General features: G+C 41.9%; 29 protein-coding genes, 1 tRNA gene and 1 pseudogene. 4 read left to right on the top strand and 27 right to left on the bottom strand.

The annotated features are described in order from the left end of the window. The 26 genes and pseudogenes from ACKTSF_RS12065 to ACKTSF_RS12190 form a co-directional block, all read right to left on the bottom strand. The gene (locus tag ACKTSF_RS12065) at window positions 1-198 is read right to left on the bottom strand and encodes a DUF1056 family protein (RefSeq protein WP_407889767.1); all 198 of its coding nucleotides are present in this window, start codon (window positions 196-198) and stop codon (window positions 1-3) included. Continuing rightward, a pseudogene (locus ACKTSF_RS12070) lies at window positions 188-2,094 on the bottom strand (terminase large subunit). The gene ACKTSF_RS12065 and the pseudogene ACKTSF_RS12070 overlap by 11 nt, the downstream one beginning before the upstream one ends. A gap of 34 nt (window positions 2,095-2,128) precedes the next feature. Then, complete coding sequence (locus ACKTSF_RS12075) at window positions 2,129-2,584, bottom strand: phage terminase small subunit P27 family (RefSeq protein WP_203561595.1); 456 nt, start codon at window positions 2,582-2,584, stop codon at window positions 2,129-2,131. Between the two features lie 163 nt (window positions 2,585-2,747). Next, window positions 2,748-3,062, bottom strand: a complete 315-nt coding sequence (locus ACKTSF_RS12080) for a hypothetical protein (RefSeq protein ID WP_407889769.1) — start codon at window positions 3,060-3,062, stop codon at window positions 2,748-2,750. A 6-nt stretch (window positions 3,063-3,068) separates the two neighbouring features. Then, window positions 3,069-3,581, bottom strand: a complete 513-nt coding sequence (locus ACKTSF_RS12085) for an HNH endonuclease (protein WP_407889771.1) — start codon at window positions 3,579-3,581, stop codon at window positions 3,069-3,071. Further along, window positions 3,559-3,849, bottom strand: a complete 291-nt coding sequence (locus tag ACKTSF_RS12090) for a DUF2829 domain-containing protein (RefSeq protein WP_407889772.1) — start codon at window positions 3,847-3,849, stop codon at window positions 3,559-3,561. Before ACKTSF_RS12090 ends, ACKTSF_RS12085 begins: the two co-directional genes overlap by 23 nt. Next, window positions 3,819-3,998, bottom strand: coding sequence for a hypothetical protein (locus ACKTSF_RS12095; RefSeq protein ID WP_407889774.1), 180 nt, complete (start codon window positions 3,996-3,998; stop codon window positions 3,819-3,821). Before ACKTSF_RS12095 ends, ACKTSF_RS12090 begins: the two co-directional genes overlap by 31 nt. Before the next feature lie 389 nt (window positions 3,999-4,387). After that, a tRNA-Ser gene (locus ACKTSF_RS12100) sits at window positions 4,388-4,445 on the bottom strand. Window positions 4,446-4,518: 73 nt separating this feature from the next. After that, a complete protein-coding gene (locus ACKTSF_RS12105) occupies window positions 4,519-4,944 on the bottom strand; it encodes a DUF722 domain-containing protein (protein WP_407889776.1) in 426 nt (141 codons plus the stop codon). Window positions 4,945-5,074: 130 nt separating this feature from the next. Further along, a complete protein-coding gene (locus ACKTSF_RS12110; RefSeq protein ID WP_407889778.1) occupies window positions 5,075-5,272 on the bottom strand; it encodes a hypothetical protein in 198 nt (65 codons plus the stop codon). Further along, the gene (locus ACKTSF_RS12115) at window positions 5,253-5,609 is read right to left on the bottom strand and encodes a DUF3310 domain-containing protein (protein ID WP_407889780.1); all 357 of its coding nucleotides are present in this window, start codon (window positions 5,607-5,609) and stop codon (window positions 5,253-5,255) included. Before ACKTSF_RS12115 ends, ACKTSF_RS12110 begins: the two co-directional genes overlap by 20 nt. Then, a complete protein-coding gene (locus tag ACKTSF_RS12120; protein ID WP_407889782.1) occupies window positions 5,606-5,809 on the bottom strand; it encodes a hypothetical protein in 204 nt (67 codons plus the stop codon). The genes ACKTSF_RS12115 and ACKTSF_RS12120 overlap by 4 nt, the downstream gene beginning before the upstream one ends. 233 nt (window positions 5,810-6,042) lie before the next feature. Further along, window positions 6,043-6,444 carry a hypothetical protein gene (locus ACKTSF_RS12125; RefSeq protein ID WP_407889784.1) on the bottom strand — a complete coding sequence of 134 codons (402 nt, stop codon included), beginning with the start codon at window positions 6,442-6,444 and terminating at the stop codon, window positions 6,043-6,045. A gap of 169 nt (window positions 6,445-6,613) precedes the next feature. Further along, a complete protein-coding gene (locus tag ACKTSF_RS12130) occupies window positions 6,614-7,384 on the bottom strand; it encodes an ATP-binding protein (protein ID WP_407889786.1) in 771 nt (256 codons plus the stop codon). 1 nt (window position 7,385) lies between these two features. Beyond that, a complete protein-coding gene (locus ACKTSF_RS12135) occupies window positions 7,386-8,084 on the bottom strand; it encodes a helix-turn-helix domain-containing protein (protein ID WP_407889788.1) in 699 nt (232 codons plus the stop codon). 15 nt (window positions 8,085-8,099) lie between these two features. Beyond that, window positions 8,100-8,291, bottom strand: coding sequence for a hypothetical protein (locus tag ACKTSF_RS12140; protein WP_125766135.1), 192 nt, complete (start codon window positions 8,289-8,291; stop codon window positions 8,100-8,102). Continuing rightward, complete coding sequence (locus ACKTSF_RS12145; RefSeq protein WP_407889790.1) at window positions 8,257-8,973, bottom strand: putative HNHc nuclease; 717 nt, start codon at window positions 8,971-8,973, stop codon at window positions 8,257-8,259. The genes ACKTSF_RS12140 and ACKTSF_RS12145 overlap by 35 nt, the downstream gene beginning before the upstream one ends. A 14-nt stretch (window positions 8,974-8,987) precedes the next feature. Next, window positions 8,988-9,419 carry a single-stranded DNA-binding protein gene (ssb, locus tag ACKTSF_RS12150; protein ID WP_407889792.1) on the bottom strand — a complete coding sequence of 144 codons (432 nt, stop codon included), beginning with the start codon at window positions 9,417-9,419 and terminating at the stop codon, window positions 8,988-8,990. Next, window positions 9,412-10,095, bottom strand: a complete 684-nt coding sequence (locus ACKTSF_RS12155; protein WP_407889794.1) for an ERF family protein — start codon at window positions 10,093-10,095, stop codon at window positions 9,412-9,414. The genes ssb and ACKTSF_RS12155 overlap by 8 nt, the downstream gene beginning before the upstream one ends. A 9-nt stretch (window positions 10,096-10,104) precedes the next feature. Further along, window positions 10,105-10,590 (bottom strand): siphovirus Gp157 family protein, encoded by a 486-nt coding sequence (locus ACKTSF_RS12160; RefSeq protein WP_407889796.1) that lies wholly within the window; start codon window positions 10,588-10,590, stop codon window positions 10,105-10,107. A gap of 2 nt (window positions 10,591-10,592) precedes the next feature. Beyond that, window positions 10,593-10,805, bottom strand: a complete 213-nt coding sequence (locus ACKTSF_RS12165; RefSeq protein ID WP_367296617.1) for a hypothetical protein — start codon at window positions 10,803-10,805, stop codon at window positions 10,593-10,595. Then, window positions 10,796-11,086, bottom strand: coding sequence for a hypothetical protein (locus tag ACKTSF_RS12170; RefSeq protein ID WP_407889798.1), 291 nt, complete (start codon window positions 11,084-11,086; stop codon window positions 10,796-10,798). Before ACKTSF_RS12170 ends, ACKTSF_RS12165 begins: the two co-directional genes overlap by 10 nt. A gap of 109 nt (window positions 11,087-11,195) precedes the next feature. Beyond that, complete coding sequence (locus tag ACKTSF_RS12175) at window positions 11,196-11,399, bottom strand: hypothetical protein (RefSeq protein ID WP_407889800.1); 204 nt, start codon at window positions 11,397-11,399, stop codon at window positions 11,196-11,198. After that, entirely contained in the window at window positions 11,389-11,553 is a 165-nt protein-coding gene (locus tag ACKTSF_RS12180) for a hypothetical protein (protein ID WP_407889802.1), read from the bottom strand. The genes ACKTSF_RS12175 and ACKTSF_RS12180 overlap by 11 nt, the downstream gene beginning before the upstream one ends. A gap of 15 nt (window positions 11,554-11,568) precedes the next feature. Then, entirely contained in the window at window positions 11,569-12,285 is a 717-nt protein-coding gene (locus ACKTSF_RS12185) for a Rha family transcriptional regulator (RefSeq protein WP_407889804.1), read from the bottom strand. A gap of 19 nt (window positions 12,286-12,304) precedes the next feature. Beyond that, window positions 12,305-12,541, bottom strand: a complete 237-nt coding sequence (locus ACKTSF_RS12190; RefSeq protein ID WP_258115716.1) for a helix-turn-helix domain-containing protein — start codon at window positions 12,539-12,541, stop codon at window positions 12,305-12,307. Window positions 12,542-12,694: 153 nt separating this feature from the next. Here ACKTSF_RS12190 and ACKTSF_RS12195 point away from each other — a divergent pair, with 153 nt between their 5' ends. From ACKTSF_RS12195 to ACKTSF_RS12205, 3 genes are all read left to right on the top strand, one after another. Beyond that, window positions 12,695-13,402: a helix-turn-helix domain-containing protein gene (locus ACKTSF_RS12195; protein ID WP_407889806.1), complete on the top strand. Its 708-nt coding sequence runs from the start codon at window positions 12,695-12,697 to the stop codon at window positions 13,400-13,402. Window positions 13,403-13,528: 126 nt separating this feature from the next. Then, window positions 13,529-13,840 (top strand): hypothetical protein, encoded by a 312-nt coding sequence (locus ACKTSF_RS12200; protein WP_407889808.1) that lies wholly within the window; start codon window positions 13,529-13,531, stop codon window positions 13,838-13,840. A 59-nt stretch (window positions 13,841-13,899) separates the two neighbouring features. Then, window positions 13,900-14,181, top strand: coding sequence for a putative quinol monooxygenase (locus ACKTSF_RS12205; protein WP_407889810.1), 282 nt, complete (start codon window positions 13,900-13,902; stop codon window positions 14,179-14,181). 351 nt (window positions 14,182-14,532) lie between these two features. Here the strand turns inward: ACKTSF_RS12205 and ACKTSF_RS12210 are convergent, their stop codons facing one another. After that, window positions 14,533-15,981: an S-layer protein gene (locus ACKTSF_RS12210; protein ID WP_407889812.1), complete on the bottom strand. Its 1,449-nt coding sequence runs from the start codon at window positions 15,979-15,981 to the stop codon at window positions 14,533-14,535. A 957-nt stretch (window positions 15,982-16,938) separates the two neighbouring features. Between ACKTSF_RS12210 and ACKTSF_RS12215 the strand changes: the two genes are divergently transcribed. Then, a protein-coding gene (locus ACKTSF_RS12215) for an IS5 family transposase (protein ID WP_407889814.1) occupies window positions 16,939-17,726 on the top strand; the annotation gives its coding sequence in 2 pieces (ribosomal slippage) (window positions 16,939-17,197 and window positions 17,197-17,726; 789 coding nt in all). Window positions 17,727-17,959 lie beyond the last annotated feature (233 nt).

The raw sequence follows: 17,959 nt of genomic DNA on the forward strand, positions 1-17,959 counted from the left end.
TTAATCACCTCCTTCACTCTGGGACGTGTTAATCACTTCTGACAGCCAGCCAATTACAAAAAGTGTCACCGCTACTGCCATGACACCCCAAGGCTTGCCAAATAAAAAGGCCCCGTAGTCTGCCACAATTAGGGCACTTACGAAGCATAAAAAGTCGAAATAGTGCCAAATCATGGCAAAAAAGCGTTTAAATATCATCAGTATCATCTCCTAGCAGCCCCGAATCTGGATTGTTAAACCATTCAAGAACTTGTTTTTCATTCATACGTTCCACTTGCTTATCAGGATTGTTCACATCTGAAAAGTCTTCAAAGTGATACATGGCTTGGTACAAGGCATCAATCAGCGCATCAACCACATCAATTTTTAGCGTGGCTTTAGCCTTATCAACCTGAATGCCGATCTTGTCTTCATAAATCTCAGCATTCAGTAGCGCCTTTTCCATAATTCGATCATCAAGCCGGTCAACTGACCCTTCGACAAACATCTTTTGTAAAAACTTGGTTGGGTCTTTCAATTCACTGGTTCGTTGACGAATAGCTTCTAACGGCCAACCAGAATTAAGCTCTAGCTGTTTGATAGCTGGTGTGGCGCCCCAGGCATCATAACCAAAAAAGACCACCTCTAACCGGTGACGATCCACGAAGTTAAGCAGCCACTGATAGACTTGTTCGTCATTAATCAGTCCTTGTGGGTGGCTGCTGATCGTACAGAAACCCTTTTGAGCCAAATCACGATAGTTGATGCCATCTTGTTTTTCTTTGGCTTCAATCGATCCAGCCTTTTGCCACGGGATAAAACTATGCTGGTAAATAAACCATCGCGGTTTGCCCTTAGCATCTTGATAAGGAAACACAAATGCCAAAGCCGTATTATCACTAAACATTGAGTAGTCAAAGCCAATGTAGACTTGGCGATCATCGAAACTAAACGATGGCACAATGGCTTTTTCAACGTCAGGCAGCTTGAGAAAGCTGTCCACTGATTGCTCTAGCCAAAGGTTAAGGTTTTTGTTTTGAAAATCATTAATTGTGCCTGACAACGCGTCAGAATCACGCTTATCTGTCAGCCCGTTCATTAAAACTTCATATTGGCTTGGTAAATCAAGCAAAGGATTACTTTTTACCCAGGTTTCCGGCTTAAACGTCTCGTCTAAGCTGTCTTGGGCCCAAATCAGGCCTAAGTAAGTATCAGCATCACGCAAGTAGTCCTGTTCCATCGCTTGCTGAATCATGCGTTCATCATCATGGAATGGCACGGTTGGATCGGGATAAGCTGTTGAAATCTGAACAAATTGCTTATTACGCACCTTAACTTGGCCTGAAACGATTTTAGAAATCTTCTGCCGTGTCTTAATTTCACCAATTTCATCAAAAATTGCAGTTGTGAAATGAAACGAGTCGTACTGACCGGCCTCATGGCTAATCGCCCGTAGCTTGTTATTAGTCTTGCTCATCGTGACTTGATCGGCCTGTGAGGACAGCGTCCGTGTATCTAATCCACTATCATACATTAGCGTTTTAAACGGCTCAATGGTTGCAATCTTGGCTAACATCGACTTAATGTACCCCAGAATCTTACTCGTCTGCTTGTAGTTAATAGACGATACTAAGTAATCTTGATTAGACAAGTCCAATGACTCAATTAAATAGCTATAGGCGGTGATAATTGCCATCAAGTACGTCTTACCTTGACCATTCAACCTCGCGCAACTGAAACAATAGCCCGTGAAAAACGCTTGCCGCCGTCATCATTACGCCAGCCAATTAGCATAGCCATAATGAATTCCTGCCACGGCATAAGCTTAGTTGGTTCGCCTGTATCAACGTTCGGACAGATGGAAGCAAATTTAAGTACTTGATCCACTCGTTTTACCGAGTAAGCAAATGGAAATTCAACGCTACCTTGTCGTTGCAAGTCTCTAATATGGCGAAAAGCCGCTAACTTAATCAAATAACCAGTAATTACCTTCTCATCCAGGACTTCAAAAGCATATTTTGTGCCTGGATCAGTGTATTGCTGGCGAACTTCTGAACAATCTAACGCTTGATAAGCTCCAATAACATCATGGGTTTGGGTTAAATCAATGCGCAAATTAATCACCTCCTTCGAGAAGTAGTCTTTTTTATCATCCTAGAAACTCTTTCATGCGGTCACTAATGCTTCGCTCGTCTTTATGATCGTCTAAGTTAAGTTTAAGCAAATCACTACGTGACTTAGGAGATAGTCCCAATTCAGCGCCTAGTTTAGTCAGATTTTTAACCGCTGAATCGTAAATTTGTGTCATAGGATTACGCTTATAACCTGTAAAGTCCTGACCGATTTTTTTACCAGTCTGGTCTTGCAACGTCTTATAGATTGCTTGGACTTCACCGTTCTTTTGAATGTGCTTATACGCATTGCGGTAAATCTCATATTGAGAAGCATATTGTTCCACAAGTCCGCTATCAATGCGTTTAACTGGGGTGTTATCCTCTAAAAAAGGTACTAATCGACGCCAAACGACCTTAGCTTGCCGGCCTAAGTAAGCTGGCGGTGTGCGCGTTAATTGACCATTGTTGACGTCTTTATCCGCTTTTTTCATTTTCTCTGCCTCCTTTCATTATTGGGTGACCCCCCCTACCTAAAATATTTCAAAAAACGTTTGTGTCACAAGATTAAGGTATTGTGTGCGCTCTTCTCGACCGTTAATAGGGGGCGGGGGTGATTTTTATTTAGCTTTCGATACATTACACCTGATTGTTGTATTATTCCTTAGAACGCAAATTAGACGTGTTTAACTGGACAGCCAGATAATCAGGTGTGTTACCGTTCACCATAATTTTACAGTCCGAATACCCTTTGGCTTTAAGCAGTCTGAGCATGGAATTAGCTTGGTTTGGTGTAAATTTAATCAAATCAATGTGTGCAGCACATAAGTTGTAAAACACCGCTTGCTTAATAATTAGTCCAGCAGTTTTAATCTGTTCATCCGTTAGTTCACTATTCATAGCAAGCTTAACTTCTTCATAGCTTGGAATTGCATCATACTTTTTTCGCATGTATTCTTGTTTCAAATCCATTGTTAATCACTCCTTATTCATCAATACATTGATAGCGCTCACATCGGTAATCTCAGCAACTTGTCTTAGCTCATTGCCCTGTCCTGTGCCATAGTAGCCTTTTTCCCAATCCGTCTTGAGTCGGTGACACTTACCACAGATGACAGCAAGGTTATCAACGTTTGCTTTGAGTGCTTGGTCGTACTCAATTGGCACAATATGATCAACTGTTTTAGCAGCCGTGATGATTCCCTGCAAACGACAATACGCACACAAGTAATGGTCACGCTCTAGGACTTGTTGTCTTAGATGTGACCATTGTCTTGTACGATAGAAGTTGTATTGCTGGCGCTTAGTGTCATCGCGATTACGTGTGACCGTGTTGTACTTGTGCGTGTAATGCTTATCGTGGCTACGTGCCCAACGCTCTCGACTTGCTAGGTACTCTGCTTCATGCTCGTAATGCTGTTGGCAATAATGATCAGGAAAGTTAACCATGGCATGACATCCTGGCTGTCTACAGCGTCTTACTCTTGGCATGATCACCACCAACAGCTTCCCAATCATCAGCCAGCATATCCGTTTGACTGGCTAACCATGGCACACGATCCAATGGTGCTGAATCATTTGTGGTTTTCAATCCGGTGGTATCAATGTAGATGTAGTCGTGTGTCATGCACTTATGCCCGCCACAGTCCTCAAAGGAGTTCCCTGGCATTAAGGCAATGAAAATACCCTTACCGTTCCAACCCTTACGCTTTAACTGCTCGCCTGATTTTAATGCTTTAATTGCTTCTCCAAAATCCATGATGGTTCCTCCTTATTTTCATCCAAACTAAAAGCGCCATGCTTCTTAGCACGACGCTCACGTTTCTTCTTGTCAGCCAACCAACGTTCTAAGTCACGATAGCAACGATTCTCTTCTGGACTAACATAGCCATACTCAGTGTGTCGCATGTATCCACACCTCCAACACAATAATGAGTAGCACCATCAGCAGGCCGAATATTAAGTTGTTCCGTTGATAGTTTCTCATTACAATTCCTCCAAATTAAAAGGCCGCCTCGTTTGAGACGACCGTATATGTGATTGGTGTGGAATCGAACCACACGCGGTAATGAGCCTCCTGACGTGGGCAGTCCCCATTAGTGGGGAATTTATTCAGCCACGTTTCAACCACCCGTCGACTTACGCTTTTAGCTTAGCGTATAGAACTCGCATTTTGGGATTGCGCAATACCGCGGTTGCTGACCAATGGTCCCGGTGGGAATCGAACCCAAAACATTTCACAATTATAAGTTGTGCGTACTAGCCTTTATACATTACGGGACCTAACTTAATTGCAACACGTGCAGCGGGAGTCGAACCCGTATCTTCTTTGCTCTTCCGTTGAGCTATGCACGCCCATTTCATCAATCGCTTATGGTACCAATTTACACCCAAACTAGGGTTCAATTTTCTCGGTTTTTTCCACTTTTCATAAATCGTATAATCCTAATCCTTTAGCACACTTCTTTATAAACAAATTTTTCAGTTTATATGCTCGTGACTTACCAACGCTCAGCATGTTATTTTCGACCATTCCTGTTAAGGTATAGCGCGGATATTTCCGAAAATATTGCTCGTCAATAATTGCTTGCGTATCGGGACCCACTTCATCTAAACAGTCATCGATAACTTGGCGTTGCTTCTTCAGTGCATTAATCCGCTTGTCCTCATCTAGCGTGATAATTAATCGTTCTGTGCTGTCGTTGAATCTGTTCTGCGCCCGACCACCGCCAACATTCTCATCAACAGGTGTTACCGGATAACGTAACTCCTGTTCACGCTGTTCAATGTACTTATCAATCTTAGGATAATCCCGTAAGATGTCCTCAACTGTTCTAATCGTCGATCGTTTCACTAATCATTCCTCCTAAAATGGCCGTGTAGCACGTTAGTAATCTCCACATTGCTCAGCATACCCAAAGCAATGTAAACTTCCTTAGGCACGCTGTGATCGCTTAATATGGATTGAAACTCAGCTATTCCTATCAATACACCGCCATTGTCAGCTCATGAATAACCTGGTTGCGTTCCTTCGCCGACAACCTGTTAATCATGTTGCGTTTGCTGTTGCTAAGATTGTTAAAGTGATTGCCGCACCACACTAGTGCCTGTGCCACATCGCCACCATAGCTTGCCATGCCTTGCATAATATAATCGCGATACTCAATCTGTTCGTGTGTCATGCTGTGCCTCCACTTGATACCCGTCCAGCCATTCCTGAGTAACAAATTCCTGATGTTTTCGGTAACGATCATTATCAAACTTATAATTTCCGCGCGTCTCATCAGTAGTTGTATCAACATTCTTCGGATACTTAAACCGTTTTAGCCGACCAATGTAAGTCAAGGCCTTATCTAAGTCCTCTTCACCATTTTTATCCGCTTCGCGAGTTAGATACTTGATGGCATTGGCCTTGTAAAAGCCGATAGTTTCCTCACGGGACAAAAGTCCAGCCTCAAATCGGTCAAATAAATCTTTGCCATCACTACCGCGGTAATAGTCTGGTCTAATTTCTGTCATCGTCTGCCTCCGCCCAACAGGTCTGAAATTTTTTCAAATGGGACAGTTGTTCTAGTAACCGTGTCAGCACATTCAAATGTCGAACCATCACTAGTCTGGTAGATTCTTTCCACGGTTGCTAAATTGATCCAAACTAATCCACCATCAATATCTGGAACTTGAATCCATTCAACTTCATTGCTGTAATTGTAATTAAACATTGTCTGCCTCCGCTAATTCTCGTCCAAGTATAAATATGCTGTCTTTGTCAATCTGAATAACTTTCTTCAAGCAATATTTTTCATGCCAAACCATCGGAAAAGTTAACTTGTCAGATATTGCAATTAGTCTAAACAGGTCAAACTTTATTGGATAACAATCCGAATCCTTAAACTTAATCATCGTCGCCATCTCGCTATTGTATATAATTCGTCGCGTCCTAATTTTGCCATAACTATACCTCCCGTAGCTTCACTCGCATGCAGCGCACCCAATCTTTGTCGCGTCCCATAGCGCTAGCAATTCTTGGGTTGCTAGGCCAATCCATGTGATCGAGGTTGTATTTTAGCTGTGCTAATTCATCTGGCGTGGCTTGGTAATCCAATTCGTCACGATTTTTCATTCTGCTACGTAATTTCTGTAGATAATGCGGTGTCTTGGACCGTTCTTGCGCAATATATTTGTTGGTGTATCCGTGTAAAATCAGGTGACGTAGGATCTTATTTTCAGCGGTGTGCTGTTCCTCAGTTTGTCCACGGATCTTCTTTTTAACATCCTTCGGCCAATCATCTGGATCGTCGCCATAATTGGCGTAAGCAGCCCTGATTGTGGCCGCCATTTTCTTGTTTGATGACATAATCTCTACCCCTTTCTCAATAGTCGTTTTGCTTCGTTCCTTAGTTCTTCAAATTCACGTTTACGACGTTCTTTCAAAGCTTCATTGCAATTTGGGCATGGGATAGCTGTTACGGTGCTTGCCGTACAGTGGTAAACAACGCCAGTTCCATGACACAATGGGCATTCGCTCATACATTACGCACTCCTTTCATACCATCAAAAATCAATTGCTGTTCCGGGCTGTCTGGATATACACGATCAATGAACTTGCCTTCATACATCTGTTTTAGCTGTCCTTTGGTGTTGTTGGTCGTAATGATGGTGATACCTTTAGCGGTGTTGTGATTAAAATCAACTCTAGCGTTAGACACTCGATACATGATGTCTTGCAGATCCTTATGAACCGGTTTAACGTTGCCGGTCATACCGCCTTCCGTGCCAAAATCATCTAATATCAATACATCAACCTCAATCATCGAACGTGTTATGTTGATCAGTTTGGGCCGAATTGAAGTGTCCTCATATTTGTCATTGACCATTCTTAGCAGCTCAGTAGTTGATACAAACATGCCACTATGTCCATGGATCATCAGGTGGTCCAACATCGCTAGTGCTAAAGATGTTTTGCCAACGCCACGATCACCCATCATAGCCACGTTAAAGTTTTGGTTTTCTAATTGCTTAGCCAACACGAATGCCTTCTTGCCTAATGACTTAGCTAAGTGTGGATTGTCCTGCTTAGCAATATCCCAGTTGCCAAACGAGAATTTGAGCGGTATGTTTCCGGACCAAACCGAGTAGCTATAGTACCGGGCCATTTTGTCCCGTTTCAATTGTTGAGCTGCTTGTTCGGCCGTCTTATGATCTAATTCTTCTTTAGTTGGCAAGTGGTTCAGGTCAACATGGTGGGCATTGGCTAGTCGTTGAATATATTCATGGTCAAAAGTAACGTGCTCCATGTTAACCTCCCGTCCAATACTCGCGGCCCTCATGTTTTGGTTCAGTCGATACTTGATACTCATCATCAAACCGGCCATTAAACCATGTTGATCCATCCATAGGGCGATACCAATCTTTATTTTGAGCAATATATTGCTTGTACAGTTTTAACTGGTTGAAAAGATAATCGTTGGAATGCTTTGCTGACTTTTTACGCCAAGCTTTGTAATGGTTAAAAGCTTGCTTCTTTCCCTTTTTGTTGGGATAAGCTGACCAGATTTCCTCAAAGTCAGACTCAATTGAGGAAGGTGCAGCGACAGCTGCACTATTCTTTTTATTACTTGTAGTATTAACTGTAGTATTAATACTTGTAATATTATCTCTCTGATTTTTCGGTATAGGGGTACCCTGATTTTTCGGTATACCCTCCACCGAAATTCTGATATACCTATGCTCAATTTCACGTGTACCCTCTTTATAAATAACGTCTCGTGAAATATGTCCATCGTCTTCTAAAGCTTTGAGCCAAGTTTGAACAGTTGACTTCCCTACTCCATACAAATTGGCGAAGTAGCTATCACTTGCCCAGCAGTAACCCTTTTGATTGCACAAAGCCGTAATCTCTCCATAAAGCAAAGAAGCTTTGCTCGGAAGGTTATTATCATATCTAACGCTTGCAGGAATGATAGCGTAATAATTGGGCTTTTCTGGTTTTCCCATAACAATTCCTCCAAATCACTTTTGTAGCTTGTTAAGCTCACGTTTTAACCACAAGTCATTAACCTCAGCTGGCAAGCCTTGAATATATGCTGCAATCTGACCAGCTCGATGTGCTGATTTAGCGATGGCCACCGGTACACCGTCTACGGAGACAACGTTATTCCAAGCTGCGTTATACTTTTTGACTCGCGTTATTGTCACTTCCATAAATTCCTATAACTCCAATCTTTCTCAACGTCTCTTCGTCCAACTTAATCCCGGCAACTGGAATGTGATACTTCTCGCCAAACGCTGTCGGCCCGATTTTGTGCCATTCTGTATGGTGCTCTCGGCACAAACAGTTAACTCGTAGTTGCGTATGGTCAAGATGATTCCGATCACGGCCAGATCCAACTGTATCAACGTGGTTAATATCCGAATGTTCACGGCCACACACCATGCACCGACGATGGCGGCAACACTGATATTGGTAATACTCTTGCTCTCTCGGTAGCAATTCATAGCCTTGTTTGAACGGTACACGCCACGTAAACATAAAGTCGATAACTAGGTCGAGTAACACGTTAGCGTCGCTCACAGACGATTCTGTCGTGTCTGACAGGCTAATCTCATTACCGTTGGTATACTCACGATATTGGCCATAAAACATTGCTTTCAGGAAGTCTTGTGGCACCACGAAGTAATCAGCAATATCATTTAGCAGGGCAAAGAATAGGCGTCGTTGTTGTGGCCTAGCTTTGCGTGTGTCGGCTATTTCCCAATCCAGGTAAAGTTGGTCACGTGAACCGCTAACGGTCTCGATATGGTCTAAATTAGGCTGATGATCAAGCTCAACTAACAAGTATGACTTTCCATTCCGTTCAAAGTATTTTGATCGTGACCGCTGCATTTAATCACCTCAAATCAGAACGGTAACTGATCATCCTGAATGTCAACATTGCCAGCGTTGTTAGCAAACGGATCACTCGTATTATTTTGTGGTCGATTATTTTGATAACTGCCGTTGACAGTAGAGTTTTTTGATTCCAAGAACGAGAAGTTTTCAACAATAACTTCTGTGACGTATACGCGTTGGCCTTGCTGGTTTTCATAGTTGCGTGTTTGAATACGGCCTTCTAGTCCAACTAGTGACCCTTTGTGGGTGAAGTTAGCGAAGGCCTCTGCAGCTTTTCTCCAGATGACGAAATTAATCCAATCAACCTCACGTTCGCCATTTTTTGTTTGGAACCGTCTACTAACTGCCAAAGTTCCCGAAGCAACAGCTAAACCACTTTCGGTGTATTTTAATTCCACATCTTTTCCAAGCCTACCTGTCAGTGTTACGTTATTAATCATTAGAATTCCCCTTTTCACTTTGCTTTTTTAATTGAACAGTCACTAGTCTGATCAGTTGGTTAGCACCATCATGCGTCAAATCTTTGACCTGGCTAACGTTTAATTTTTCCAGATAACCGTTTCTAACGGCTTCAATTGGGGAACTTGCTGCCTTACTCATTGCCTCAAACAATCCATTAAGTGTTGTGGCCTGCTGTTTAGTTACATACAGGGGTTGACGATTGCTTTGTTGTGTCCCGTTATTCCTATGAGCTGGCTGTTGTTCCGTACGGTTGTTAGGAGCCGCTTTAGTTGCTTGTTGTCCATCGTCATCTTTAGAAGCGGATACGCCGAATGCTGCTGATAAACTATATCGTCGTGCATAAGTTTCAGCAGATCCGAATGCCTGCGCGTCTTTACGCTGTACTGGCATGCAAAGCGGATTGTAAATGATGTACTCGCCACTAGCATCAAAAACCATAGTCGTAATAGATACACCATTAGGATCGCTGGTCGCTTCCTGCGTATAACCTAATGACTCTGGCAGCGCCCTATCTACTGCAGCGGTTAAGTCTTCCAAAGTCACATAATTCCCATAGTGGCTTTTCCCATCTTTACTTGGCTGTGCTTTGAGTAAATTCTTGCGGAATTGTGCCATGCTGGTGGCCAAGTTTTTAATTGATTCGCTTTTTTCCATAACTTCCTCCTACTTAATTCGAATTGACCGTGTCTGTACCAGCTTGGTTCCAGGAACCTCTTCACCATCATTTAGCGCCTGTTTAATAGCCGTTTTATCCAGTTTCTTTTCTACCTCGGTAAATTCATCAGGAATAATTTTATCGTTCGTCACAGCAACGCTAACGGGGTTATTTTGAATCCAAATAGACAGGTCAATATCTTTGATTTTGTTTTTGCCTGCTGTTTCCATCGCGTGCTGTAGTGCCAATTTCAACCGACTAATATTGTTGGACAGCGCACGATTTCTTTCTTGGTCGTGTTTAATTTTGTCTGTCAGTTGCTTTTTGTCAGCTACCAGCTGCTTAATAACTTTTCCGTAGTCAATTGCTTTGTCAGCGATGCTATCTTGCAAGCTCTCAATTGTGTCATCGAACAACTGCTGATCTTCTGGTTTGGCACTGCTGGCCAATTCAACGACATTCAATAGATTGCCATCAAGTTCGTATAGATTCATGCTTATTCCTCCTCCAAATTGGGTGACCAGGCAACAAGCTCGTCGCTGATGCTGTATAGCCGATCAATCTCATCATTGCTAAGTCGATCATTCTCGGCCAACAGTTGAACTTCTTTGAATAGATCGGATTTAATGTCATCTAATTCAGCTAAGTTACTAACGACCACTGCTTTAGGCTGAAAACGGCTGCTTGTGTGTACCTTGACTACGTCCATGAGATCACCTCCGCACTTTTAAAATCTTCCAAGATGGTTGCCAGATGGTCATAGTCCCAATCAATCTGGGTTCCATAATCCTCACCCTCAGCATCTAAAAAGTCGTGCATTGAATCTTCATCGGTTGGCACATATCGGCCTTCTGCTTCCCAATAAGTTTCACCAGAAATCATGGGGTCGCCATTGGTATCTTTGACCATGAGTCCCGTCTCAGGCTGCGATTCCAGCCGATTCATATACCGGACAAAATCAAACGTTGCTGCGTCTGGTGCTAAAGCCATTGCCAATGCCCCACTTTCTGAGTAGAATTGTCATAGAATAGTTTTGACAAACGTTTCATCTCTTCGAGTTCTGACGTCCAGGTCAGGGCTCTTTTTTCATGCCATAGTTTCATCGATCGACGACCTCCAATCCGTTAGTGAACATTTCAAATGGCTCATGGCCACGTTGCATAATGACAGCAATTTGCTTATTCGACTTTCCGTAAACGTCTGGCTTGAGTTCTACTACTTTGCCAACACCAGCAGACACCATCTTGATACCTGAGGCATACGTATCTTCGTAACTGACCTTGTCACCAACATTAATTTTCATGTTGATCCTCCATTCCAAAGAAGTCTTTCCAAAATGGTGCCCATCCGCCGGCACGTACCACTGACTTCCGTAGTTGATAACCAGCTGAGGCAATCAGCACGATTACCGTTAGCCAGAAGGTTAGGAAGCCAACTAGCAGGTAAACTTCGTACATATAACCATTCCTTTCTTATGCTGTCTGCTCAACTTTAGGCATAATTCCCTTTGATTCGAGAAAGTCATAAAGGAAACGTTGCCCTTTCTGCGTCCACTTCATTGTGTTGCGTACCTTGTCAATACCATCACTGTTGGTGTATCCGTAAGGCTCAACGTGTGTGTAGCCTTGATCCTGATACTTGGCATACAACAGCCATGTTTTACCTTGCTTGTATTGAATGCCTAATCCATTCAGCAGCTTGTTAAACTCACACGGTGAGTAGCCGTAGTTCTTAGCGATTACCGAGATTGTTTCTAATCCTGGATTAGCAAGGATCTTTTGAGTGTAATCCGCAGCCGGCTTAAGCTTCTGATTCTCTTCCATCGAATCAGCCAAGGCTCGTAATGCACTTGGGTAATCTTTCGGCAATGGTAGTTGCTGTTTGGATTTAGCTTGCTGTTCCATCTCGTTGAACGCCTTAATGTATTGAAGTTTGAATTGCAGTGCCTTGTCTCCTGTGAAGCCCATTGCTAACAAGGTAAATCCGTCGCGGTTCATGTAATACATTGGATATTGCTTACCACGATTCTCATAAGCACCTGTGGCAAACATGGATTTCGTGGCCGGATTTTCGGCCGCCAGTTTGTCAATTGATTCAAGAACATGCTTGTGCTGCTTGCTAAATGTTTCTGCTACCTGCAAGCTGCTAGTAACTGCTTGCTTGTCTTTCATAATTACTAATTCGTTCATGTGGTTCATTCCTTTCTAGTCAACTTGCCAATTTGTCAACTTCACGATTAAATTTTTTTACTACAGACAATAAGACTAAAAAGTCTATGCCCGTAGCATTTGCCATTTTGTCAAGCTGTATTGCTGATATATTGGATGGATTAACTCTCAGCTTATATAGATAAGAAATGTCAATTCCCATTTTATTGGCAATATAATTCATTCTCAAACCAGTAGATACAAGCTTTTCGTCTAATGGCTTATATGTCTTTCCCATCGCATTGCCTCCTTCCTTATTACAATATCTAGTATATATCTTGTTGCCAATTTGTCAATAAAAAAATTGCCGATTTGTCAAAAATATATTGCCTATTTGTCAAAAAATGGTAAACTAAAGTAGTAATAAAAAATTATGAAAGGAATGGTAAACATGGCTAAAGTAGTTCTTCCTCAAATGATTGATTACTACAGAAAGCAAAACAACATGACCATGGCTGAATTAGGAAGCAAACTTGGAAAAACTACTTCCGCCATTTCACGTTGGATATCAGGAAGTAGAAGCCCCATGGTCGATGATTTGGAACGACTGTCTGATTTATTTAATGTTGATATAAAAACATTAATGTACGGTGCCGATGATGATTATGCTGATATGATTTTGAAAGTCGTTTCTAAGCTATCTGTTGACCAGCAAAAAGATGTTTATTCATTCGCAAAGGAAAAGTTGTCATCTTCTAGTAAATCTAACGTCATCAAGTTTCCTAAAGACGATGATACCCTCGAAATTACCGCCAACGGTGTCCTCTCTGCTGGTGTTGGTGAGTTCCTTGATGATTCTACTAAGCCATTCACTGTAACTGTACATAAGCCTGTCCCCAGCAATTATGACTATGCCTTCCAGATAAACGGCCACTCAATGGAACCTGTCTATCAGGACAAGCAAGTTGTCTTCGTCAAGAAGGAAGACGATTACCGTGATGGTCAGATCATTGCCGCGGTTATGGACGGTTGTGCGTATCTGAAAAAGCTGTCAGTAGTTGATGGTGAAGCTACGCTGGTATCACTCAACCCACAATATCCTAATATCAAAGTTAATAAAGAGACTGGCGTCAAAGTATTAGGCGTTGTATTTTCATAAGTCCCCTACATGGGGACTTCTCTTAGCATTCAAAAAGAACATACGTTTGATTAGCCGGGTGGTTGGTCATGGGTCCGAGTCCTGTGTAATCAGTTGATTCACAACTTAAATATGGAGGTTGCTATTATGACAACGTTTGAATTAGAAGAATACTTGGAAGCACATAGCCAGATTGTCGACAATTTTCGGGATAAATATGCTGCGTTCCTAAACGAACAAAACGCAGACCGCCCCACCAATAAAAAGTGGAATAGTCTGCGCATTAAAAATGAGACCAGCAGTGCTGTCATCAAATTCATTAGCAATATCCAAGCCAAATTGAGTTCAGCCATGAAGCCCCGTCAGCGAAAATCTTATGATGGCTGGTTTGATTATATGGAACGCAATGAAACCATTGATAACTTGGAAGAATCCCTAATGGATCTGGATTTTGTTTAAATAAATACCAATGGCACTCGATATTAGCGGTATGATTATACTAATCAGGAGGTAATTCTATGAAAATTATTAACGTTGCTTTGCATGTTAAACCCGAAATGAAGTCACAGTATGAGGCATTTGTACACGAATTGGTTGTCTGCTCTTCAAAGGAAACTGGCAATGAATTCTACGGCCACTTTAAATCATTGATCAATGACAACGATTACGAAATAATTGAACATTGGAAGGATCAAACAGCGGTCGAATCCCACAATGAAACTCCTCACTTTCAAAATTTCTTAGATCACATTAATGATTATTTAACGTCAGCTCCCGAAATCACGCGCATGAACTACTAATTATCGAAGTTATCTGTTACAGGAGGCGCTCACAATGCTTTTACTGCTAACACTCATAGTTATATGGGCAGGATACAAGTTCTTCACACAGTGGATATGGTGGATCATAGGCATCGTATTGCTGATTGATGTCTGGAAGATTGTTACATCATGGCCAGCGTTACTGATAATTTCCGGCGCATGTTTCTACTTGCTATATAAGCGGCATAAGGAAAATATGCCACGTAAGAAGGCTAAGCCAACATTGTCGGAACCAATTAATATGCAGGGAAAACACTTTTAAACTTGATACTTATGTACAAAAAAGGTAAACCCATTTGGGTTTACCTTTTAAACAACTATTTAAACTGATTAAGCAATCCAGCTGTTGTCTGAAGCAGCGGTTGAAGCAGCACCGTGTGTCAAGGTAGCAGTAACGCTAGCCTTCAAGGTGTCACCAGGGAATGCTAAGCGGTTATCAGTGGCAAAAGTGTTTGACTTTGCGCCATCTTTAGCAACCTTGGTCGTGATAGCAAAAGTATAGTGATATGCGTCACCATTAGATGCATAGTACGTCTTAGTACCATTACCCAATGTGATACCAGCAACGATCTTGTTCAATTGATCTGGAGAGAATTGAGTACCCTTAACTCCACTCAGTTCATCCTTAGCTACTGGACTTAAAGTAGCCGTAATGTCCTTGGAAGTTAAACTAGTACCTGCAGTAAGCTTACCAGCAACAGCGTCTGCTTGATTTTGTGTGACTTCTTTACCGCTAGTGGCGTCTAGTGCCAAATTATCAACAACAAAGGAAACTTTAGAAGTGGCTGCTGCAGTCACGTCAACATAAATAGTGTTACCGAACTTCACGCCAGCAGTAGCAGTAGCAATGTTAGATGCTTTGTAGTTTGCTGGTACATTGTTAGTAACGAATTGGGAAAGCGTATTACTGGAAACGTCCTTAAAACCGTCAACAGAGTCCCCAGCCTTAGTAGGATTTGCGTTAGCTACAGGTGAGTTAACCCAAGTCATAGTTGACACAGTCTTGGCCCCATCACGATAAACCACGTTGACACTGTTGTCAGGGTTGGCAGTTGCGGCTGCAATATTCAATGACAAACCACCTAAGTCTTGCTTAGTGTTATCAGTGATAGTAGTGTCGTAACCTTTGCCAGCGTAGATCCAGCCAGAGATTGAAGAATCCTTACTATCAGTTACGTGATAGTACAAAGAACCTTCCTTAGTCTTAGTTGCGGCCTTATCAACTGTGAATGGATCAGTCTTGGCAACACCGTAAAGACGAACCTTCTTGGCATGGATATCAGTATTCTTAGGAGCAGTCCAAAGAGTATGCTTTGAAACATCCTTCAAGTAGTAACCGGTAGTACGTGCTGGAGTAGTAGCAGCAGTCGTAGTTTCAGCAGCTTTGATCCCGGCAGTAAATGTGCCAGCAGTCTTACCTGTGTAAACGTAACCACGGTACTTCTTGTCCATAGTAACGATCTTGTAGTATACGGAACCACGGTTAGTAGTCTTAGTACCGTATGCGTAGAAAGTGTCGCTAGACTTCTTAGAAGCAGCTAACTTAGCAACTGTCTTCTTAGAAGCAACGACCTTGGCACCCTTAACAGTACCTGGCTTTGAGTAAATGGCATTAGTACCAGTTACAGTAACATTTTGACTCTTGTCTGCAAGAGCGGTGTAAGCACCGGCAGTTGCATAGCTCTTAGCACTTGCAGTAGTGGTAGTAACAGCTGAAAGACCAGCTAAACCTAACACTGCAGCGCCTACATAAATAGACTTTGCGAATGATGAACGCATAGATGAAAACCTCCTAATAATTTCTTTTTAGCAAAAACATTATGTAAATGTCCACAATCATTCTTGCTAACGGCAATTATAGCATACGTTACCAACTATGCCAAAAGAAAACTTTAAAAAATTCACGAAAAAGTCATAATCACTAAAATAGTGCACAAAAAAACCCTTCAACAGGTCAGCGGAAGGGAAGAATCATGGATTCATCTATGCAGGTACAATTATATCTTATATGTAGCAAAAAAGCAATGATGATGAAATATTTGTAATAAAAAAGGACGCCCTGCTTGAAGGAGCGTCCAATCTTCAAAGAAGGAAGAATAAAAACCAACTTTAAAGAAATCACTTAATGTAGACTAACATCTATTTAATATAATGTCAATAAGAATAGAAAGAAGAACGTTTCCATTAAGTTACTAACAGTAGTAGATAACAAGCAAACCCAATAACACTTACCATCATCTCATTGCTTAACATGCTATGGTTGATAATACAATTAGCTATACCGATTCTTACTTTACATAATGTGGCTTATCCCAAGTAACCCACATTCACCGCGGTACTTCCACATTCCGTTATTTTTTGATTGTGAACTTGTCCAAAAAAGAAGTGGTATAGGTCGCAGATTGGCTTTAATTGGGGAAAGGAAGTTTGTGAAATTTACTGGTATTACTCCTAGACCGTTCCCTTAAATTCAACTGTCTCATTCTTTGTATTAACCAAAAATTTTCCAACACTTCCCCGATACTTCACTGATACTTTAAAGGAATACTTGTAATTTACCCGAGTGTATCGAATACTACTAATTCTTCCCTGATACCCTTGACTACGCAAAACTCTCTTCACTTGGTTCCTTTGTCGCTCAGTAATTCTTGCAGAACTCCGATAGATTGTCTTCTTAGAAGCTGTCCAAGATCTATGATTTTTGATATACTTCTATGTAAAAAGCGAGTTTAAGCTATGAAAAATTATCCCAGCAATATTACTCGGCAACAATTTGAATTAATTCGACCAGCTTTAGAAAATTTTCGTAAGCGAACTAAGCCTCGAAAATATGACCTCTACGAGGTCTTCTGTGCGGTCCTATATGTCTTGAAAACCGGTTGCCAATGGCGTCAAGTCCCCGGTGATTTCCCAGAATGGCGGTCAGTTTACAACTATTACAAAATTTGGTCAACTAAAGCTGAGCCTACGGCTGATTCTTTATTGGAACAAGTTTTAAAAAAATTGTCATTGCTCGGCGAACTTACCAAGGACGTTCAGCTTTAACTTCCTTTATTATCGTTGACGCTCAGAGCGTCAAAAACACCGCTACTGCTGAAAACAAAGGTTACGACGCTGGTAAGAAAATCTCGGGGATTAAGCGCCATCTGGCAGTTGATATCAATGGCTTTCCGCAGGCCATTCACATGACGCGAGCGAACGTCTCTGATCGAGACGGGGCCAGTGCAATGATCGCTTTACATGCCATGCATTTACGCCAGGTTCAAAATGTCTTAGTTGATGGTGGTTATTCAGGCGTTAATTTTCAGCTCGATGTAGCCAGTAATTTAAACGCAACCGTGCAGGTTGCGAAGCGCAATGAGTTGCATCGATTCGAAGTCATGCCCCAACGTTGGGTAGTCGAACGATCTTTTAGTTGGCTAGAGAATTGTCGGCGACTTTGGAAAAATTGTGAGCGTCAATTAACCACCAATTTGCAAATGGTCGTTTTAGCGTTTTTAGCACTATTACTTAAGAGATTTTAGACAGCTTCTTAACGATCACATCTGGATTCAATGGAACAATGTAATCCTTACATTCCAACAATTCCACCAACTTTCTTTTTTTCTTTGGAATTTGACTTGACGGGTTACGGTTTTCCATTCAGTTTAGAGGGAGTGACGTTTTGAGCGCAGAATTGTTCCCTGGAATCAGCTATTTGGAATAACTGAACCAGAGTACAATTCTACGCTAAGGTTTCCCCTTAGTTCGTCGGTCG

It is taken from the genome of Levilactobacillus muriae, assembly GCF_045862015.1.
GTDB lineage: Bacteria > Bacillota > Bacilli > Lactobacillales > Lactobacillaceae > Levilactobacillus > Levilactobacillus muriae.

Excerpts from the sequence above, each read along its gene's own strand:
- ACKTSF_RS12065 (WP_407889767.1), bottom strand. The coding sequence starts at position 198 with ATGATATTTAAACGCTTTTTTGCCATGATTTGGCACTATTTCGACTTT.
- ACKTSF_RS12075 (WP_203561595.1), bottom strand. The coding sequence starts at position 2,584 with ATGAAAAAAGCGGATAAAGACGTCAACAATGGTCAATTAACGCGCACA.
- ACKTSF_RS12080 (WP_407889769.1), bottom strand. The coding sequence starts at position 3,062 with ATGGATTTGAAACAAGAATACATGCGAAAAAAGTATGATGCAATTCCA.
- ACKTSF_RS12085 (WP_407889771.1), bottom strand. The coding sequence starts at position 3,581 with ATGCCAAGAGTAAGACGCTGTAGACAGCCAGGATGTCATGCCATGGTT.
- ACKTSF_RS12090 (WP_407889772.1), bottom strand. The coding sequence starts at position 3,849 with ATGGATTTTGGAGAAGCAATTAAAGCATTAAAATCAGGCGAGCAGTTA.
- ACKTSF_RS12095 (WP_407889774.1), bottom strand. The coding sequence starts at position 3,998 with ATGCGACACACTGAGTATGGCTATGTTAGTCCAGAAGAGAATCGTTGC.
- ACKTSF_RS12110 (WP_407889778.1), bottom strand. The coding sequence starts at position 5,272 with ATGACACACGAACAGATTGAGTATCGCGATTATATTATGCAAGGCATG.
- ACKTSF_RS12115 (WP_407889780.1), bottom strand. The coding sequence starts at position 5,609 with ATGACAGAAATTAGACCAGACTATTACCGCGGTAGTGATGGCAAAGAT.
- ACKTSF_RS12120 (WP_407889782.1), bottom strand. The coding sequence starts at position 5,809 with ATGTTTAATTACAATTACAGCAATGAAGTTGAATGGATTCAAGTTCCA.
- ACKTSF_RS12125 (WP_407889784.1), bottom strand. The coding sequence starts at position 6,444 with ATGTCATCAAACAAGAAAATGGCGGCCACAATCAGGGCTGCTTACGCC.
- ACKTSF_RS12130 (WP_407889786.1), bottom strand. The coding sequence starts at position 7,384 with ATGGAGCACGTTACTTTTGACCATGAATATATTCAACGACTAGCCAAT.
- ACKTSF_RS12135 (WP_407889788.1), bottom strand. The coding sequence starts at position 8,084 with ATGGGAAAACCAGAAAAGCCCAATTATTACGCTATCATTCCTGCAAGC.
- ACKTSF_RS12140 (WP_125766135.1), bottom strand. The coding sequence starts at position 8,291 with ATGGAAGTGACAATAACGCGAGTCAAAAAGTATAACGCAGCTTGGAAT.
- ACKTSF_RS12145 (WP_407889790.1), bottom strand. The coding sequence starts at position 8,973 with ATGCAGCGGTCACGATCAAAATACTTTGAACGGAATGGAAAGTCATAC.
- ssb (WP_407889792.1), bottom strand. The coding sequence starts at position 9,419 with ATGATTAATAACGTAACACTGACAGGTAGGCTTGGAAAAGATGTGGAA.
- ACKTSF_RS12155 (WP_407889794.1), bottom strand. The coding sequence starts at position 10,095 with ATGGAAAAAAGCGAATCAATTAAAAACTTGGCCACCAGCATGGCACAA.
- ACKTSF_RS12160 (WP_407889796.1), bottom strand. The coding sequence starts at position 10,590 with ATGAATCTATACGAACTTGATGGCAATCTATTGAATGTCGTTGAATTG.
- ACKTSF_RS12165 (WP_367296617.1), bottom strand. The coding sequence starts at position 10,805 with ATGGACGTAGTCAAGGTACACACAAGCAGCCGTTTTCAGCCTAAAGCA.
- ACKTSF_RS12170 (WP_407889798.1), bottom strand. The coding sequence starts at position 11,086 with ATGGCTTTAGCACCAGACGCAGCAACGTTTGATTTTGTCCGGTATATG.
- ACKTSF_RS12175 (WP_407889800.1), bottom strand. The coding sequence starts at position 11,399 with ATGAAAATTAATGTTGGTGACAAGGTCAGTTACGAAGATACGTATGCC.
- ACKTSF_RS12180 (WP_407889802.1), bottom strand. The coding sequence starts at position 11,553 with ATGTACGAAGTTTACCTGCTAGTTGGCTTCCTAACCTTCTGGCTAACG.
- ACKTSF_RS12185 (WP_407889804.1), bottom strand. The coding sequence starts at position 12,285 with ATGAACGAATTAGTAATTATGAAAGACAAGCAAGCAGTTACTAGCAGC.
- ACKTSF_RS12190 (WP_258115716.1), bottom strand. The coding sequence starts at position 12,541 with ATGGGAAAGACATATAAGCCATTAGACGAAAAGCTTGTATCTACTGGT.
- ACKTSF_RS12195 (WP_407889806.1), top strand. The coding sequence starts at position 12,695 with ATGGCTAAAGTAGTTCTTCCTCAAATGATTGATTACTACAGAAAGCAA.
- ACKTSF_RS12200 (WP_407889808.1), top strand. The coding sequence starts at position 13,529 with ATGACAACGTTTGAATTAGAAGAATACTTGGAAGCACATAGCCAGATT.
- ACKTSF_RS12205 (WP_407889810.1), top strand. The coding sequence starts at position 13,900 with ATGAAAATTATTAACGTTGCTTTGCATGTTAAACCCGAAATGAAGTCA.
- ACKTSF_RS12210 (WP_407889812.1), bottom strand. The coding sequence starts at position 15,981 with ATGCGTTCATCATTCGCAAAGTCTATTTATGTAGGCGCTGCAGTGTTA.